The organism is Sediminicola luteus (genome assembly GCF_040566555.1).
In the GTDB taxonomy this organism is placed as follows: domain Bacteria; phylum Bacteroidota; class Bacteroidia; order Flavobacteriales; family Flavobacteriaceae; genus Sediminicola.
In genome coordinates, this window is sequence record NZ_JBEWYP010000002.1 from 112,939 (window position 1) to 129,472 (window position 16,534).

Sequence of the window (16,534 nt, forward strand, 5' to 3'; positions counted from 1 at the left end):
CGTATACTCTACTATCATTCTAAGATAGATATATGCCCATAATCCCTTCAAAATATCAGCCTTCCTTTTTATTTAAAAGCGGAGATTTATCTACTATTTACGCAGGTGTGCTCCGTAAAATAGATGGGATAATACAGCGAAGGGAAAGGATTTCCTTGCCTGATGGAGATTTTTTGGATTTGGATTGGAGTTTTGCCACTGAAAAAACCGACAAGGTTGCCATATTGCTTCACGGATTGGAAGGAAATGCACAAAGGCCCTATATTACCGGAAGCGCTAAAGCTTTGAACAATGATGGCTTTGATGTATGTGCCGTAAACTATAGGGGCTGTAGCGGGGAGACCAACCGCTTGTTCAGGTCCTATCATTCCGGCGCCACGGAGGATTTGGAGGCCATTGTGAGTCATGTTGTATCTAAGCAAATATACACTGCCATAATTTTAAAGGGATTTAGCCTAGGAGGCAATCTGGCATTGCGATATTTGGGAGAAAAAGGCAGGGATCTACCAAAGGAGTTAAAAGCTACCATTGCTGTTTCTGTCCCTTGTGACCTTCACAGTTCTTTAAAGGAACTCTTGAAGCCCAGGAATTTTCTTTATGCCAAGCGATTTAAAAAACACTTAATTGAAAAATTGATGCTGAAACAAGAACTGTTTCCTAAGAAAATCACCGCCGCCGATATTCAAAATATCAAGACCCTAAAGGATTTTGACGATATCTATACCAGTAGGGCCCACGGGTTTAAAGATGCCCTGGACTATTATAAAAAATGTAGCTGTTTGCCGCTGTTAGATAATATTAATATCCCTGCCTTAGTGATCAATGCCCAAAACGATTCCTTCTTAGGTCCGGAGTGTTATCCCACCGAGGAAGCACAAAAAAATCCCAATCTGTTCCTAGAAATACCAAAATTTGGAGGCCATGTAGGATTTTATGCTTCTGATAATATAACCTACACGGAAAAAAGAAGTACAATTTTCTTGGAAGAAGTACTTTAATGGTCCTATTTATTATCTTAGTGGTAACAAACAAAGATCTCAAATGAAAAAATTACTCACAATTTTAGCTCTTGGAGCCCTCATCGTTGGTTGTGGCGAAAAGAAAGAAGAAAAAAAAGATGGTTTTGAAATGAACCGCACCAAGAAAGAAGTAAAGGCTGCAGATTCTGATGAAGGTGTTCCTGTTGATTTAAGCAATAAAGGTGTAGGCCCAATAAAATCCATGTCCTTTGATGCGACTGTTGATGCAGATCTAGCAGCGCAGGGAGAAGCGAAATTCAATGCCATTTGTACGGCTTGCCATATGGCGGACCAACGAATGATTGGACCTGCCCTCAAAGGTGTCTATGATCGTAGGAGCCCAGAATGGGTGATGAACATGATCCTTAACCCTGATGGCATGCTCAAAGAAGACCCTATTGCCAAAGCTCTCTTGAAAGAGTACAACAATGCCGTGATGTTAAACCAAAATCTTTCTGAGGAAGAGGCACGGGCTGTGGCGGAATATCTTCGTACGCTATAATTTCATTTTAGAATATAATTTTGGTGCGCTTATCTTAACCATGTTTTTGGGATAAGCGCACTTTTATTTTTAACAAACACTATGGGGTTTAACATTGTTCTTCTAGAACCAGAAATACCGAACAACACAGGAAATATCGGGAGGTTAAGCCTCGCATCAGGATCTCACCTCCATTTGGTAAAGCCCTTTGGATTTGAATTGGATGACAAACGGGTGAAGAGGGCCGGGCTGGATTATTGGCAATACCTCTCCCTTACCATTTACGAGAATAAAGAAGAATTCTTTGAAGTAAATAAACACAAAAAAATGGCCTTTTTATCCAGTCACGGAACAAAAGACCATTGGGATATAGATTTTACGGATGATATGTTTCTAGTCTTTGGCAAAGAGTCTACGGGCCTATCCAAAGATATTTTAGCAGCCAATGCTGACCAATTGTTTAAAATTCCCATCTACAACGAACGGATCAGAAGCCTAAATTTGGCCAATGCCGTTGGGATAATTGTATACGAAGGACTGAGAAAACTTAGATAGGAATCCTATTACAAAATAGGAGACTTTTTATTTCCCTGCCAAAACCTTATAGGTTGGATCTTCTAAAACATTTACCTCAATAATAGCGTCTGCATTTGCCAATAAACGTTTACAATCCTTGCTCAAATGCTTTAAATGGACCTTTTTGCCCACCTTGGCATAGCGTTCGGTAATCCTATTCAAGGCTTCAATACCCGACATATCGGCTACCCTACTTTCTTTAAAATCGATGATGATATCCGAAGGGTCATTAATAATATCAAATTTTTCAGCAAAAGCAGCGGTAGATCCAAAAAATAGGGGGCCGTATATTTCGTAAATTTTCACCCCGTTTTCATCAATACTTTTTCTTGCCCTGATACGTTTTGCATTCTCCCAAGAATAGGCCAATGCAGAAATAATAACCCCAAAAAGTACTGCAATTGCCAAATTATGGGTCACAGCAGTTATTAAGGTCACCAAAACCATGACAACAACGTCCGAGGTTGGCATTTTTTTAAAGGTCTTGAAACTCGCCCATTCAAAAGTACCAATTGCTACCATGAACATTAGTCCAACCAACGCCGCCATGGGCAACCGTTCAATTAGACTAGATCCGAACATAATGAACACCAACAGCATGATGGCCGCGGTAATCCCGGACAAACGAGCCCTTGCACCAGCAGAGGTGTTGATTAAACTTTGGCCTATCATGGCACAACCACCCATTCCAGAAAGGAATCCTGAAAAAATATTTGCCGTTCCTTGCGCTATACATTCCTTGTTTCCACTACCACGTGTATCAGTGATCTCATCAATGATATTCAAGGTCAAAAGACTTTCTATTAACCCTACTCCGGCAACTATAGCTGCATAAGGGAATATGATTTTAAACGTTTCCAGGTTTAAGGGAATATTGGGAATCGATAAGGGAGGGAACCCACCTTTAATACTTTCCCCGACTGCGATGGTATCGGCTACAGTACGCGTGTCTATGCCAAAACCTAATACAATGGCAGAAACCACGATGATAGCCAGTAAAGATGAAGGGATTGCTTTTGTGATCTTAGGGAAGCCCCAAATAATGACCATTGTCAAAACGGTTAACCCAAGCATGGTCCAAAATGCAGCTCCCGATAATAGATCCGTAGTTCCCTTCTCATAAAAATTGGGGAACTGGGCCATGAATATTATTATTGCCAGACCGTTTACAAATCCGAACATCACCGGATGGGGCACCAATCTAATAAACTTCCCCAATTTCAGCACCCCGGCCGTAATCTGCAGTAATCCTGCAATTATAACGGTCGCGAAAACATAATGTAAAATGGTTTCTGGGGTTATACCTGGAAAATTATCTTTTAATTCTAGGATAAGGCCCACAAAAATTACTGCAACGGCTCCTGTAGCTCCAGAGATCATACCAGGTCTACCTCCTAAAATAGAGGTGATCAACGCAACTACGAAAGCAGCGTAAAGACCCGTTAAAGGCGAGAATCCCGGAATCAGGGCAAAGGCAATTGCTTCTGGCACCAAGGCAAAGGCCACGGTAAGTCCAGATAATATCTCTGTTCTGTAATTAACCTTCTGTGAAAAATCGAATAGATTTAAAAATTTCTTCATCAATTTGTAAATAAATGATTTATGACAAGTAGCTAGCCATTTTCGGAACAAGCCACCTTAAACATTCCAATTAAAAAAACAATCCTAATTTTTTAGAAAATCCGGGTTATTTCGCTGGAATATCCTTCTTAATTAAGCGCGCAAAAATACCAATTTTACTTGGTTAAAGCCATTTTTCGGCAATTAATAGACAGATTTCATTGGTATTTATGGAATGATGAGAATTTACAATAGCATTTTGGACATCCCTTAATCAATACCCCTAAAGAATTAATTATTAATACTTTATAAGTAGTAATTCTTTGATCCCCACATCATAAAATTGAAAATTATCAATATCTCTGTAATGCCATAACTGCCAATGGCTGTATAACGGCTTCTAATTAAGTCTTTTCTTTTGAGTATTTATTTTGAACATTTTCAACATTCCTTAAGCTTTCAGCCCTTCAATATTCTGGTTTACAACGGTTAAGGTGGTACTCTTTTTTTTAAGTACATTTGGGCAGAATACGTTTATCAATGGGAAAAAATTTACAATTTGCTGTTTTAGGAGGTGGTAGCTGGGCTACTGCCATTGTTAAAATGTTGACCGAAAATTTAGATCAGGTCTATTGGTATATGCGCAACGAGGATGCCATTAACCACATAAAGACCCAGAAGCACAATCCCAACTATTTGAGCTCTGTGGAGTTCAACACTGATAAACTAAATCTGACCAGTGACATTAACACTGCTGTAAAAAACGCAGATGTCTTGATATTTGCCATTCCTTCCGCTTTTTTAAATACTGAGCTGTCCCAATTGTCAGAATCATTAAAAGATAAAATTATCTTTTCGGCCATTAAAGGAATCGTCCCAGAAACGGGATTGATTGTTGGGGAGCATTTTCACGAAAAATACGACATTCCATTCGAAAATATTGGGGTTATCACAGGACCTTGCCATGCAGAGGAAGTTGCCTTGGAACGCTTATCCTATCTAACAATCGCCTGTGCCGATAAACATAAAGCCCAATTGGTGGCCAAGAATTTGAGCAGTGAATATATTAAGACCAAAATCTCGGATGATATTATAGGTACTGAATATGCTGCAATGCTCAAGAATATCTATGCGATAGCCGCAGGTATTGCCCATGGCTTGGGATATGGCGATAATTTCCAAAGTGTCCTGATGAGCAATGCCATTCGGGAGATGAAACGTTTTATCAAACGCGTTCACCATATGAAGCGCAATATCAACAATTCGGCTTATTTGGGTGACCTATTGGTTACCGGTTATTCCGTATTCAGTCGCAACCGTATGTTTGGAAATATGATAGGCAAAGGGTATACCGTAAAAAGTGCCATGATGGAAATGAGTATGGTGGCAGAAGGATATTATGCTACAAAAAGCGCCTATATCCTGAATGAAAAGCACAAAAAGAAATCAAAAACCCCTATTTTGAATGCGGTTTACGAGGTGCTTTATGAGAATAAAAATGCCAAAACAGTTTTCCAAAAGCTCACGGATAAACTGGATTAATTACACATTTGACATTAGAATGAAACTACTGAAAAAGGGTAAATAAAAGTTAATTTACCTAGTGAAGTCGTACTCCCGCTCCACCAAACACACGCGGACCTTATACCAGCTATACCAATCGGAAATGCCCTTTCTTTGGGCCAATAGGTGTTCTGTTTGCTGTTTCCAATCTGAAATAGCCTGTAGATTTTTCCAATAGCTTATAGTGATCCCAATATTTTCCCGTGCACTTTCGAACCCTAAATAGCCCGGTTGCCTTTTGGCCAATTCCTCCATCTCTTGTGCCATAGCGGCATAACCCTTGTCTCCAGCCGTTCTTGTTGAAGTAAAAATTACCGCATAGTATGGGGTATCAAGATGCATAAAATCAGTTTATATATTGTTTCTCTAAAAAATAACCGACCAAAGCCTCTTTCATTAAGATCGATTGCTCTCCCGACTTTAAGGTGGGAAGTTCTTCTTTTATGGTATAATGCGGCCATCCTTCTTCATCGAAAAATTCGAACTCATAATAGCCGTAAGGCTCCAACAGTCGACATATGGCGATGTGCATCAGGTTCACCTTTTCATCCTTCTTGAAATCCCTATGCAATTGCCCTAATTCCTGAACGCCCACCAAATAAATTATAGCATCGAGCTCCAAAGGATCCCCATCAGCAAATTGGGAGGATAATTTGGTTACCAACACGTCCCATCGTTCTTTTAATTCAATATCTCTAGCCATGACTTTTATTGTAGCCCCAAAGGTACAAATCAAAATTATATATTTGTGAAAACAACGTTATATGAGTTTTTTGGATATTGTTTTGGGCATCTTACTCCTTTTTGGGCTTTTAAAAGGATTAAAAAATGGACTTTTAATTGAAATAGCCTCTCTTATTGCCCTTGTAGCCGGACTTTATGGCGCTATTCACTTCTCATATATCGTTGGGGACTACCTCTCGCAACATTTTACTTGGGATGAAAATTACATGAACCTAACGGCATTTATTATCACCTTTGTTATTATCATACTCTTGGTATCCTTCGTAGGAAGGCTACTTACCAAAATAGTGGATTTTGCAATGCTTGGACTTTTAAATAGAATTGCCGGTGGTATTTTCGGCATGTTAAAAGTAGCCGTGATCTTAGGGGCATTATTAATGTTTTTCCACAATTCCTTGTTTAAGTTCGGTATGATAAAGGATGAGACCATAGAAGAATCGGTTCTTTATGAGCCTATCAAAGAAATTGGGGCCTTTGTTTTTAGCAAGGTGCTGCGCAAGGAAAAAATAATCGTGGAGCCAGAGGAACACATTTCTATTTAATAGGGTAATATTTTTATTGATACTCATAGTATTAATAGCCACCTAAAACTGAAGCTCCCCATACACCACTTCTTCGGAGATTGCAGGAATATTTACTTTTAGATATTTATCTCGGCTTATTTTTTCAAACCTTTAGGGTTGCATTTCATTTTCAAAACGTCATATGCATTAAATGAACCAATCATCATCGTATCAGTTTGATCTATCAATATTTATCCCTTTAAACCATTAAAAAAATTTAATTTATATTGTAGCTTTTAAAATGACTTTTTAACAATTCCCCCTGAGTTAAATTGGATTTTATGTTATTAAAATTTAATTGAAGTTCTATAATTGTTGGTCAATTCATCTTTATCGGATGGAACAAAAAATTAAAATAAGATAACCGAATCCAATACACATGTTCTTAAATTCAATAAACAATTTTAGAGCGATAGCCATCCTATTTATTGTTGCAGGACACTGTTTTTATATTTCCAATATTCAATTTGGAGCTATTTGGGGTCCAATAATTTACAATTTAATTAACGGAGGGACTGTTTTTTTTGTATTTATTTCGGGATTTCTATTTCATCATCTTTTCTATAGAAAATATGAATTCAATAGCTTTTTAAAGTCCAAATTTAAAAGGCTATTTTTACCATACACCATTCTTTCCATAGCCCCAATAATACTATGTTTTAAATTTAAACCAAATTTTTGGATCGATGGTTCCTCCACTTTTACCCCTGGTATACTACAGGATTATGCTATCCCTGCATTAAAGTATTTTCTTAGCGGAGAGCATATGGTAGCCTATTGGTATATTCCATTTGCACTGCTGTTATTTTTATTTTCACCATTACATATTGCCTTTATAAAATTGAATTTAAAAATTCAGATTGGTGTTTTATCTTTATTGTTTGTCATTTCTTCCTTGATTCACAGGCCTTCTGAATTTTTAATGGTATTTCATTCCTTACTTTATTTTACCCCAGTTTATCTCTTTGGTATATTATGTTCAATCCACAAAGAGTCAATCTATCTCAAACTAAAAGGAAAAGATTTAATCCTTCTCGCTAGCGCTTTAGGCTTTGCTGCCTTGGAAGTTTACTTCGGGAACAAAGGGAATTATGTTAAAGAGTTCTTTGTGTTTAATGGAGTTGATTTAATGTTGATTCAAAAGACACTGCTGTGTCTGTTTTTTATGGTATGGTTGCATCGATATGAACACTTTTCAAACAAATATGTAAATATTGTTGCGACTACCAGTTTTACCATATTTTTCCTTCATGGATATTTTTTATGGATCCTGAATTACACGAAATCCTATTTTGGCATTTATTTTTCATACCCTTGGATTGCCTATCTTTCCATTTCATTATTTCTATTATTAATTAGTGTTTGGACCTCATTGATTGTTAAGAAACTCCTGCCAAAATATTCAAGGTATATCATAGGATATTAGACACTTTCAATAAATAGTTTTTAATCTATTTAGCCCCTATAACTCAGGTTAGACCACATTTCTCTAGATTAAGATTAAAAACCTAATACTGAAGTTCCTCATACACTACTTCTTCGGAAATTTCAGGAATATTGCCACTGTAATCCTTTCCCCTTAACCTACCTACAGTATAGGCTTCCAGTTCATTTTCAGGGAAGGCGGCAATCAAATTTTCAACTTGTTTTTGGTCGAGTTCGTCCCTTATTGGGTTTAACCATTGGTCCTCCAATTCATAAGGTAAAATGACGGGCATTCTAGGGCCCTTTAGTTTAGGATTATTGTGGATTTTGGCCAGTAAAGAATTTCCAGTAGTTGTAACAATAGAAAATGAATTCAGCATTGTTTTTGTTTCGCCATCATACCACTCACTCCACAATCCGGCAAGTGCTATTGGACTTTGGTTTTTCAATTGAATATAAAAAGGATAGGTCTTTCCATTAAAATGATGGTGTTCATAAAACCCGTCGATATAAATAATGCAGCGACTATTTTTGGCAGCTTCCCTAAAGGATGGTTTTTCAAAGATGGTTTCTCCCCTTGCATTGAGTGTATTGTTCCATAACTTATTCAGCTGGACCCTATCCTTTACCCAATGGGGCACCAAGCCCCAAGATGACACCTCTGGAAAATCAGGGGAGCGGTCCGTATAAATAAGTAGTTTAGGATGGCTGAACCCAGAAGCATGGTGCAAAGGAAGATCTGTTAAGGGAACCAAATCCTCAAGAATTTCTTCAATGGCCTTTTTATCCCCACTCCTTTTGGCGCGGTTGAGCTGGGCTTCCAAGCTGGCTTTAATATCGTAGCACATAAAAAATTGTATATATCCTTACTAGAGGCGTATCATTTAAAGTTATAGATTTTATCGGTGTCAATAAAATATTATTTACAATACCGTTTACAGTTTTCAATCACACAAATGATTCAGAAATTGTCCTGGAGGATGTAAATTCGCTCTTCTGATTGTATAATTTTTAGTTGCATTTCATCGAAATAACATGATAGCTTATCCCGTTTTAGCTAAAATTTTAGTATTATTACATAGTTGTTGACCCCAAATCAGCAGAACTAGAAGACCCCCATTCCTCACTACCTACTTAGCAATTGAACATACCTACTTGCGATTGAGCACTTTATGAAGGGAAGGTTACACTTAGCTGTAATGGTCTTATTCGTTTTGATGGTTTCATCTTGTAGCAAGGATTCCATTGACGATACTGCCATTCCAAAAGCTGAAAATGCGGTTAGCGTAGAACAAGAATTACTGGTCATGGTTAATGACTACAGGACTTCTTTGGGCTACTCCAACCTTGATTTCAGTGAAGTGGCATACGACTATGCCAATGACCATACAGATTATATGATCGCCATGGGAACTATCAATCACGACAATTTTAGTGCACGGGCCTCCCAAATATCAACCGAAGTAAATGCTTCCATTGTGGCCGAAAATGTGGCCAAAGATTACACCTCCGCCCAGAAGGCTTTTGATGAATGGATGGCCAGTGCTGGACACAGAAAAAATATTGAGGGCAATTTTTCACATACCGCAATTAGCGTAAAAAAAGATAAGGCCGGTAATTTTTATTACACCCAATTGTTCTACAAGTAGTCTTCGCTAAAGCCATTTACTTTTCTTAAATTAGCAGTAGCCTTTTTGGATATCCAAACCGTGGATTTACAATGGGCCAACAAACAATGATAAAATTGGTACTATGGCAATTCAACAACCGTTTAACCTAAATAAATGGATAGAGGAGAATAGGGATTCTCTGAAGCCGCCTGTAGGCAACAAAAACCTATATAAGGATGCAGGGGATTATATTGTTATGATCGTAGCCGGACCCAATGCCAGAAAAGATTATCATTTCAACGAGACCGAAGAACTTTTTTACCAATTGGAAGGCAATATTCAAATTCATATCCAAGAGAACGGCAAGAAAAAGACCATGAAACTAGGTCCTGGAGATATGTACCTTCACCCCGCAAATATTCCCCACTCCCCTGTTCGGGAAAAGGGGTCTATCGGATTGGTTATAGAGCGCAAAAGGTCTGACCTGAACTTAAAAGATGGCTTGATCTGGTATTGTGACAATTGCAATCATAAATTATATGAAGCTCATTTCCCTTTACATGACATTGAAAAAGATTTCTTAGGCCATTTTAAAACTTTTTATAATTCCAAAGAGCTTCGGACATGTGATAATTGTGGAACTGTAATGCCAGTGGATGAGCGGTATACCGTCAAAGATTAACCCAATCAAATGATATTGCCCCTTGTGAGAAAAATCTTAGTTATATTTGATTTACAATCATATAATGAGTAAATTATCTCATGTTTGGAAAGGACAGTTTCAAGTACCTTATTATTTTATTTTTAGGAGGTCTGGCTTCCTGTTACCTATTCTATTCTGCTAACCAAAGGCGAATCATTCAAAATAATTTTATTATCAATAATGCCATTACAAGGGCCAACCTAAAATTCAACAAGGAATTAGGAAAGGCGAACATTGTTATGGAAACTATGGCCTTTTTCTTTAAAAACAATGATAGTGTTTCCCTTGAACTATTTGAAGAATTTACGAATCCGTTTGTGATAGGACTACCGGGAATAAAGGCACTGGAATGGGCTCCACGCATAGCATATGACAAAAAGCTACTTTTTGAGGAGGCACAGCAAAGAGTAATGGACAGTACCATACGCATTTCCAAAATTGATTCCATATCAGGATTGGTTTTGGCCGATAAAAAGGAATATTATTTCCCAATTGAATTCGCCAATCCTGTGTCGCATTTGAAAAGTGTAGTTGGTGTGGATCTTTCTTCTGATCCTAGAAACGCCTATACCTTCGCCCTGGCCAATAGGACCAAAAACATAGTTTTTTCCCAACCCATTAAATTAATTACCGCTGAAAAGCACAACCATTATGGCTTTTTAGTACTAAAAGCAGTTTATGGGCCCATAGAACATGAGGTGGTGGGATATGTTCTTGGAGTTTATGACATGACGGAGTACATTGCTAAAATTTTAGACACGGAATTAAAGGTCCTAGATATAGTTATAGTCGACGAAGATCAAAATAAGGTTCCACTATTTTCAAGTTTCAGTGAAGACCGAGCTATAGATATTTCGGATGCTTTACGGCAAAAAGCCTTAAAAGTGGCTAACAGAAAATGGCATATCCAATACTTTGCCAAAGAGACATTCGCCACTTTCCCACATACTAGGGAATCCTATTTTTTGTTGCTCTTCGGATTTGTAATTACATCCATGTTGGGGTTTATTGTCTATAAAAACGATAGCTACCAACATACCTTGGAGGATAGGGTAAGACTGAGAACGAAGGAACTGGAAAATTCCAACAAAGAAAAAATAAACCTACTACAGGAAATTCATCATCGGGTAAAGAACAATTTGCAGATGACCTCAAGCCTTATTAACATCCAAAAAAGAAAACTTACTAATAAAGAGGCCATCACTGCTTTGGAAGATAGCCAATCTAGAATCATGGCCATTGCCCTGACGCACCAGAAAATCTACCAGGATGCGAATTCAAAAACCGTAGATCTCAAAGACTATTTGACAGATCTCATGGTCTACCAAAGAAAACTGTTGCCAACAGTAAATTACACCATTAGCTGTCCAGAAATATCTTTAAATCTTGATGTGGCGGTCCCCATAGGATTGATTCTTTCCGAGTTGGTGACCAATGCCCTTAAGCATGCCTTTGAAATATCCTCAGAAGACAATCAATTGCACATTTTAGTAACTCAAGAGGAGCAAGAGGAAGGTTTAATAACCATAGTGCTAACCGATAATGGAAAGGGATTGCACAAGAATTTTGACCCTGCCAGAACCAAAGGAATAGGTTTCAAAATAATCAACTCCCTTTGCAAACAAATATCGGCCCATCTGAACTATACCAGTAATGGGCAGGGCACAAGTTTTATCCTTTCTGTAAAGAATCTTAAAAATATTATTTAATTTCCCCAAATCAATTTTCTAATCCCTTTCATACTAAGGTTAATTGCATAACTTTGTAAAAATCTAACATTTATTATATAAAAAGTTATAAAATGTCAAAAATAGCTACAACTTTCGGAATCCATGATGCTTTAAAACAACTCGGAATCCAAGATATAAATCCTGGCACCTCCACTGGGTCCAATAATTTTTCATCAGGAGACATCCTTGCCTCTCATTCCCCAGTTGATGGAGCTTTGATCGCAAAGGTAAAAACAACCTCCAAAGAAGATTACGATAAGGTTATGGAGGCTGCAACCTCAGCATTTAAAACTTGGAAAAACAAGCCTGCTCCATTAAGGGGCGAAATTGTACGTCAGTTTGGGGACAAGTTACGCGAGTTAAAAGAGCCTCTAGGAAAGTTGGTATCCTATGAAATGGGCAAATCCTACCAAGAGGGATTAGGAGAAGTTCAGGAAATGATAGATATCTGTGATTTCGCCGTTGGTCTATCCAGACAATTGCACGGTTTGACCATGCATTCTGAACGTCCCGGACACCGTATGTACGAGCAGTACCATCCATTGGGAGTTGTAGGAATCATTTCTGCCTTTAACTTTCCTGTAGCAGTTTGGGCTTGGAATACAGCCTTAGCTTGGGTATGTGGAGATGTATGTGTGTGGAAGCCTTCAGAAAAGACCCCTTTATGTGGGATTGCCTGTCAAAATATCGCTGCGGCCGTATTGAAGGAAAACAATCTGCCAGAAGGAATTTCTTGTTTAATCAATGGAGATTACAAAGTTGGCGAATATATGACCCAAGACGCTAGAATACCATTGGTATCTGCCACAGGATCTATTCGCATGGGTAAAATTGTAGCTCAGGCAGTAGCAGCTAGGCTAGGAAAGTCCTTATTGGAATTAGGAGGAAACAATGCCATTATTGTTACTCCAGATGCAGACTTGAAAATGACCGTTATTGGAGCTGTGTTTGGCGCAGTAGGTACCGCAGGACAACGCTGTACCTCTACCCGTAGATTAATTGTTCATGAATCTATGTATGACAAGGTTAAGGAGGCCGTAGTAGCTGCCTACAACCAATTGCGTATAGGAAATCCTTTGGATGAGAATAACCATGTAGGTCCCGTTATTGATAAAGATGCCGTAAAAATGTACCAAAATGCTCTTAAAAAAGTAGTTGAGGAAGGTGGCAAGATCATTGTTGAAGGTGGGGTTCTTGAAGGTGAAGGATACGAAAGTGGCTGTTATGTTAAGCCTGCCATTGCCGAAGCCGAAAATTCCTTTGAAATTGTACAGCATGAAACTTTTGCACCCATACTTTATCTTCTAAAATATTCCGGTGATGTAGAGAACGCACTTGCCATCCAAAATGGAGTGGTTCAGGGTCTTTCTTCAGCCATCATGACCAATAACCTTAGAGAGGCAGAAAGATTCCTTTCTGTTAATGGTAGTGATTGCGGTATTGCCAATGTAAACATTGGTACTTCAGGAGCTGAAATAGGTGGCGCCTTCGGAGGAGAAAAAGAAACCGGGGGAGGAAGAGAATCTGGTTCAGATGCTTGGAAAATTTATATGCGTAGACAAACCAATACGATTAACTATACAACGGAGCTGCCTTTGGCCCAAGGTATAAAGTTTGATCTATAACCAAGATAAAATTTTAAATTAAACCACCCACTGTATTTTATGCCGTTGCGCAAAAAATGCAGTGGGTTTTTTTTGCTTCCGGATTCAAACTGTTGTAACACCTCCCTGCTAGAATTAAAAAACCCCATTTCCTCCATAATTTTATGGACATTGAAATAGGGTCTTATTCCGAAAAAACAGTAGTAATTTCTATATAAATACCATAGAAAGACCCGTCTTTTATAGGATTGTACATGAAAAATGTATAATTGGTCTATTATAGTGTTTTTTCTACAAGAAATGCTCAAGTTAAGCAACCTAGGTGATTCCTACCATAAGTCGCTGAATTACAATAAATTCCCCGTGTTATTTAACATTTATAGAGATTTTTTAATAAATTAGGACAGCAAACCCATTCATCTCTTCAATGGATCGAGGCATTGGATGTAAGCTCATTTATTAAACCAATAACTAACCACCTAAACTACACATTATGAATTTTGAACACATGACGCTTATGAGTTGGCTATTATTAGCCTTATTTGGAATTATCTGCACTATTTTAGGCTACCTATGGGGAAAAAGCGTCACCGATACCACAAATAATTCCGGTGAGCTTAAAATGCTTCAGGATAGCAATGCCAAATTAATGAACGACCTAGAGGGTTGTAAGCAAAAATTAGCATCCCAGAGGACAAAAGCCAATACTCCCGAAATCAAAAAAAGTTCGGTTGCTGTAGTTCCTGAAGCCTATTTTAATACCGAATTGGCAAAAAAGTCGTTTGGAAAAAAAATCAAATTAAACGATTTAAAGGTAATTGAAGGGATTGGCCCAAAAATTGAAAAGCTATTCCATAATTTTGATATTAAATCATGGGAAAATCTTTCCGAGGCTTCCGTCAATAAATGTCAGGAAGTTTTGGATTCTGGTGGAGATCGTTATAGGATTCACAATCCTGGATCTTGGCCCATGCAAGCAAAAATGGCACACGAAGGCAAGTGGAAAGCCCTAGCCAGGTGGCAAGAAGAACACAAAGCAGGGAAACTATAAAACAAAAAAAACCGGTTCAAATAGAACCGGTTTTTTTTTATAATGTTCCGTTGGCCTCAACCCATTTGAAATGATATTGATCTTCAGGAAATTTCATTCGTTCAGAAATACGATCCAATCTGTCCGGTAATTTCATCAAGTAATCACGGGCTTTTTCGGCATCATCGGTTAGAGATCGGATATTATCCAATTCCCAATATGCATTTAACTTTCTAAGTATTTCTACATAATCTTGGGCCGTGTACACCCCTAATCGTTGTGCACAATTTGAGAAATTTTCAAAAGCCGTACCTATGCTTCCTCCGGACTCCCTTAGGAAATGTGCCGGCATAACAATTTTCTTCTTCATCATATCGGCAAAAGCCAACATCATCTGACTGGGATCGTGTTCAAAAATAGTCTTGACAAATTCTCTATATGCCAGATGGTGGCGCATCTCATCACCAGCGATAATGGTACACATTTTTCCAAGCAAAAGGTTCCCTTTTTTCTTGGCCATTTGACCTACTCTTTTATGTGAAATATTTGTGGCAAGTTCCTGGAAACTTGTGTAAATAAAGTTTTTGTACGGGTCACGATCGGTTCCGATATCAAAGCCATCTGCAATCAAATGCTGCGTAGTCATCTCAACTTCCCTCATATTTACCCTTCCAGATAAATACAGATACTTGTTAAGGACATCACCATGTCTATTCTCCTCGGCAGTCCAATGACGCACCCATTTGGACCAACCGTTTTTATTTTCTCCGTGTTGGTCTATTCCCTCAACATCCATCAACCAAGACTCATAGGTAGGCAAGGCTTCTTCAGTAATTGTATCAGCAACCATTGTCACCCAAAAATCATAGCCCAATTCTTTGGCCTCTTCCCTTATTTGGGTTACTTCATCAAAGAACTTGTCGCTCTGGTTGTCCGGCAAAAAATCGGTTGGCTGCCATATCTCTTCAATAGGAATAAGGTAAGAATCTATAAATGAATCTACCTTGCTCTCAATGGCCCTCATTACTTCTATTCTAATGTTCTTCGCGGACATAACATATTTTTTACAAATATCCCTAATATTATTGAAAAAAACCCATAAAGGGGCGTTAATTTTAGTTCCTTCCGGACTCCCCTGGATAAAAAGAAAATACGGGATCACTCTGCCAGTATTGCTTGCTATCTACATCCATAATGGACAAGGGACCCTTGAATGCGGCACCGGTATCAATGTTCCATACATTGGCCGCTTTATGTGGCAACGTCTTCCCTATTCTAGTGACTGGGGTATGGCCAATAAAAATTTCCTTGTAGTGCTTAAGTCGTTTTGGATAAAAAGTATCCTCCTCTGTCAAATTTGGGTTGAGCGATAGGGCCAATTCCCAAAGGGTACGGTCCCAATAGAATGTTTTGGTAAAGTACTCGTAATCAATCCCGTTCAAATTAGTAAATCCAGCATGAAGGAACAATTGGTTTTTAGGATTCAAATGATAGTTTTCCAAATTCTGATAGAAATCTATATGTAATCCTTTTATGCCTTCACTTACTTGATTATAAGACTCCGTAGTGGCACGCCCACCATGTTGGAACCATAATGGATTGTCCTTTCCCTGATTCAACCATTCCAAGCACAATTCGTCGTGATTCCCTCTTAGAAACGTGCATTGATGGCTATCTTTTAGTTCTATTAAATAATTTACCGTCTCTACGGCTTGGCTCCAACCATCTACATAATCCCCTAAAAATACAAGATGATCATCCTGGGTAACCTTCGCCCTTTCCATAACTTGGACCAAAGCCTTTAATCCAGAATGTATATCTCCAATGACAAGTGTTCTCATGTTACAAAAATCGCAAATACAATTATTATAAAAGAACAATTTAAGATAAAATGAGTTGCAGTAGCATTGTAGTTGGCGCATCCAT

Annotated in this window: 17 protein-coding genes; 11 read left to right on the forward strand and 6 right to left on the reverse strand. The window is 38.2% G+C overall.

Translation table 11 applies throughout. The features are described from left to right. Positions 1 to 32 precede the first annotated feature (32 nt). The 3 genes from ABXZ32_RS04160 (at position 33) to ABXZ32_RS04170 (ending at position 2,055) form a co-directional block, all read left to right on the forward strand. Complete coding sequence (locus tag ABXZ32_RS04160; RefSeq protein WP_354617410.1) at positions 33 to 998, forward strand: YheT family hydrolase; 966 nt, start codon at positions 33 to 35, stop codon at positions 996 to 998. A gap of 43 nt (positions 999 to 1,041) precedes the next feature. Beyond that, positions 1,042 to 1,521: a c-type cytochrome gene (locus ABXZ32_RS04165; protein ID WP_354617411.1), complete on the forward strand. Its 480-nt coding sequence runs from the start codon at positions 1,042 to 1,044 to the stop codon at positions 1,519 to 1,521. 81 nt (positions 1,522 to 1,602) lie between these two features. Further along, positions 1,603 to 2,055 carry a tRNA (cytidine(34)-2'-O)-methyltransferase gene (locus ABXZ32_RS04170; protein ID WP_354617412.1) on the forward strand — a complete coding sequence of 151 codons (453 nt, stop codon included), beginning with the start codon at positions 1,603 to 1,605 and terminating at the stop codon, positions 2,053 to 2,055. A gap of 27 nt (positions 2,056 to 2,082) precedes the next feature. Here ABXZ32_RS04170 and ABXZ32_RS04175 read toward each other — a convergent pair whose 3' ends face one another. Beyond that, positions 2,083 to 3,657, reverse strand: coding sequence for a SulP family inorganic anion transporter (locus ABXZ32_RS04175; RefSeq protein ID WP_354617413.1), 1,575 nt, complete (start codon positions 3,655 to 3,657; stop codon positions 2,083 to 2,085). Between the two features lie 519 nt (positions 3,658 to 4,176). Here ABXZ32_RS04175 and ABXZ32_RS04180 point away from each other — a divergent pair. After that, complete coding sequence (locus tag ABXZ32_RS04180; RefSeq protein ID WP_354617414.1) at positions 4,177 to 5,178, forward strand: NAD(P)H-dependent glycerol-3-phosphate dehydrogenase; 1,002 nt, start codon at positions 4,177 to 4,179, stop codon at positions 5,176 to 5,178. 54 nt (positions 5,179 to 5,232) lie between these two features. Here ABXZ32_RS04180 and ABXZ32_RS04185 read toward each other — a convergent pair whose 3' ends face one another. Both ABXZ32_RS04185 and ABXZ32_RS04190 read right to left on the reverse strand, forming a co-directional pair. Beyond that, on the reverse strand, positions 5,233 to 5,541 hold the full coding sequence (locus ABXZ32_RS04185; RefSeq protein WP_354617415.1) for an antibiotic biosynthesis monooxygenase family protein: 309 nt from the start codon (positions 5,539 to 5,541) through the stop codon (positions 5,233 to 5,235). Positions 5,542 to 5,545: 4 nt separating this feature from the next. After that, positions 5,546 to 5,902 (reverse strand): hypothetical protein, encoded by a 357-nt coding sequence (locus tag ABXZ32_RS04190; RefSeq protein ID WP_354617416.1) that lies wholly within the window; start codon positions 5,900 to 5,902, stop codon positions 5,546 to 5,548. Positions 5,903 to 5,963: 61 nt separating this feature from the next. Between ABXZ32_RS04190 and ABXZ32_RS04195 the strand changes: the two genes are divergently transcribed. Together ABXZ32_RS04195 and ABXZ32_RS04200 are read left to right on the forward strand one after the other, a co-directional pair. Then, on the forward strand, positions 5,964 to 6,485 hold the full coding sequence (locus ABXZ32_RS04195) for a CvpA family protein (RefSeq protein WP_354617417.1): 522 nt from the start codon (positions 5,964 to 5,966) through the stop codon (positions 6,483 to 6,485). Positions 6,486 to 6,885: 400 nt separating this feature from the next. Next, the gene (locus ABXZ32_RS04200; protein WP_354617418.1) at positions 6,886 to 7,932 is read left to right on the forward strand and encodes an acyltransferase family protein; all 1,047 of its coding nucleotides are present in this window, start codon (positions 6,886 to 6,888) and stop codon (positions 7,930 to 7,932) included. Between the two features lie 82 nt (positions 7,933 to 8,014). Here the strand turns inward: ABXZ32_RS04200 and ABXZ32_RS04205 are convergent, their stop codons facing one another. Beyond that, complete coding sequence (locus ABXZ32_RS04205; RefSeq protein WP_354617419.1) at positions 8,015 to 8,779, reverse strand: SOS response-associated peptidase; 765 nt, start codon at positions 8,777 to 8,779, stop codon at positions 8,015 to 8,017. A 351-nt stretch (positions 8,780 to 9,130) separates the two neighbouring features. On the opposite strand from ABXZ32_RS04205, the gene ABXZ32_RS04210 reads away from it, so the two are divergent. From ABXZ32_RS04210 to ABXZ32_RS04230, 5 genes are all read left to right on the forward strand, one after another. Beyond that, positions 9,131 to 9,580 (forward strand): CAP domain-containing protein, encoded by a 450-nt coding sequence (locus ABXZ32_RS04210; RefSeq protein WP_354617420.1) that lies wholly within the window; start codon positions 9,131 to 9,133, stop codon positions 9,578 to 9,580. Positions 9,581 to 9,683: 103 nt separating this feature from the next. Further along, on the forward strand, positions 9,684 to 10,223 hold the full coding sequence (locus ABXZ32_RS04215) for a 3-hydroxyanthranilate 3,4-dioxygenase (protein WP_354617421.1): 540 nt from the start codon (positions 9,684 to 9,686) through the stop codon (positions 10,221 to 10,223). A gap of 80 nt (positions 10,224 to 10,303) precedes the next feature. Further along, positions 10,304 to 11,953, forward strand: coding sequence for a CHASE domain-containing protein (locus tag ABXZ32_RS04220; protein WP_354617422.1), 1,650 nt, complete (start codon positions 10,304 to 10,306; stop codon positions 11,951 to 11,953). 92 nt (positions 11,954 to 12,045) lie between these two features. After that, positions 12,046 to 13,599, forward strand: a complete 1,554-nt coding sequence (gene amaB / locus ABXZ32_RS04225; RefSeq protein WP_354617423.1) for an L-piperidine-6-carboxylate dehydrogenase — start codon at positions 12,046 to 12,048, stop codon at positions 13,597 to 13,599. Between the two features lie 496 nt (positions 13,600 to 14,095). Beyond that, positions 14,096 to 14,629 carry a hypothetical protein gene (locus ABXZ32_RS04230; RefSeq protein ID WP_354617424.1) on the forward strand — a complete coding sequence of 178 codons (534 nt, stop codon included), beginning with the start codon at positions 14,096 to 14,098 and terminating at the stop codon, positions 14,627 to 14,629. Positions 14,630 to 14,666: 37 nt separating this feature from the next. On the opposite strand, the gene ABXZ32_RS04235 is transcribed toward ABXZ32_RS04230, so the two are convergent. Both ABXZ32_RS04235 and ABXZ32_RS04240 read right to left on the reverse strand, forming a co-directional pair. Then, positions 14,667 to 15,662 carry an acyl-ACP desaturase gene (locus ABXZ32_RS04235; RefSeq protein WP_354617425.1) on the reverse strand — a complete coding sequence of 332 codons (996 nt, stop codon included), beginning with the start codon at positions 15,660 to 15,662 and terminating at the stop codon, positions 14,667 to 14,669. 61 nt (positions 15,663 to 15,723) lie between these two features. Then, positions 15,724 to 16,449, reverse strand: coding sequence for a metallophosphoesterase (locus ABXZ32_RS04240; RefSeq protein ID WP_354617426.1), 726 nt, complete (start codon positions 16,447 to 16,449; stop codon positions 15,724 to 15,726). Positions 16,450 to 16,534: the final 85 nt, after the last annotated feature.

Coding starts and splice junctions, on each gene's coding strand:
- ABXZ32_RS04210 (WP_354617420.1), top strand. CDS start 9,131: ATGGTCTTATTCGTTTTGATGGTTTCATCTTGTAGCAAGGATTCCATT.
- ABXZ32_RS04200 (WP_354617418.1), top strand. CDS start 6,886: ATGTTCTTAAATTCAATAAACAATTTTAGAGCGATAGCCATCCTATTT.
- ABXZ32_RS04175 (WP_354617413.1), bottom strand. CDS start 3,657: ATGAAGAAATTTTTAAATCTATTCGATTTTTCACAGAAGGTTAATTAC.
- ABXZ32_RS04230 (WP_354617424.1), top strand. CDS start 14,096: ATGAGTTGGCTATTATTAGCCTTATTTGGAATTATCTGCACTATTTTA.
- ABXZ32_RS04160 (WP_354617410.1), top strand. CDS start 33: ATGCCCATAATCCCTTCAAAATATCAGCCTTCCTTTTTATTTAAAAGC.
- ABXZ32_RS04215 (WP_354617421.1), top strand. CDS start 9,684: ATGGCAATTCAACAACCGTTTAACCTAAATAAATGGATAGAGGAGAAT.
- ABXZ32_RS04165 (WP_354617411.1), top strand. CDS start 1,042: ATGAAAAAATTACTCACAATTTTAGCTCTTGGAGCCCTCATCGTTGGT.
- ABXZ32_RS04205 (WP_354617419.1), bottom strand. CDS start 8,779: ATGTGCTACGATATTAAAGCCAGCTTGGAAGCCCAGCTCAACCGCGCC.
- ABXZ32_RS04220 (WP_354617422.1), top strand. CDS start 10,304: ATGTTTGGAAAGGACAGTTTCAAGTACCTTATTATTTTATTTTTAGGA.
- ABXZ32_RS04185 (WP_354617415.1), bottom strand. CDS start 5,541: ATGCATCTTGATACCCCATACTATGCGGTAATTTTTACTTCAACAAGA.
- amaB (WP_354617423.1), top strand. CDS start 12,046: ATGTCAAAAATAGCTACAACTTTCGGAATCCATGATGCTTTAAAACAA.
- ABXZ32_RS04190 (WP_354617416.1), bottom strand. CDS start 5,902: ATGGCTAGAGATATTGAATTAAAAGAACGATGGGACGTGTTGGTAACC.
- ABXZ32_RS04195 (WP_354617417.1), top strand. CDS start 5,964: ATGAGTTTTTTGGATATTGTTTTGGGCATCTTACTCCTTTTTGGGCTT.
- ABXZ32_RS04235 (WP_354617425.1), bottom strand. CDS start 15,662: ATGTCCGCGAAGAACATTAGAATAGAAGTAATGAGGGCCATTGAGAGC.
- ABXZ32_RS04170 (WP_354617412.1), top strand. CDS start 1,603: ATGGGGTTTAACATTGTTCTTCTAGAACCAGAAATACCGAACAACACA.
- ABXZ32_RS04240 (WP_354617426.1), bottom strand. CDS start 16,449: ATGAGAACACTTGTCATTGGAGATATACATTCTGGATTAAAGGCTTTG.
- ABXZ32_RS04180 (WP_354617414.1), top strand. CDS start 4,177: ATGGGAAAAAATTTACAATTTGCTGTTTTAGGAGGTGGTAGCTGGGCT.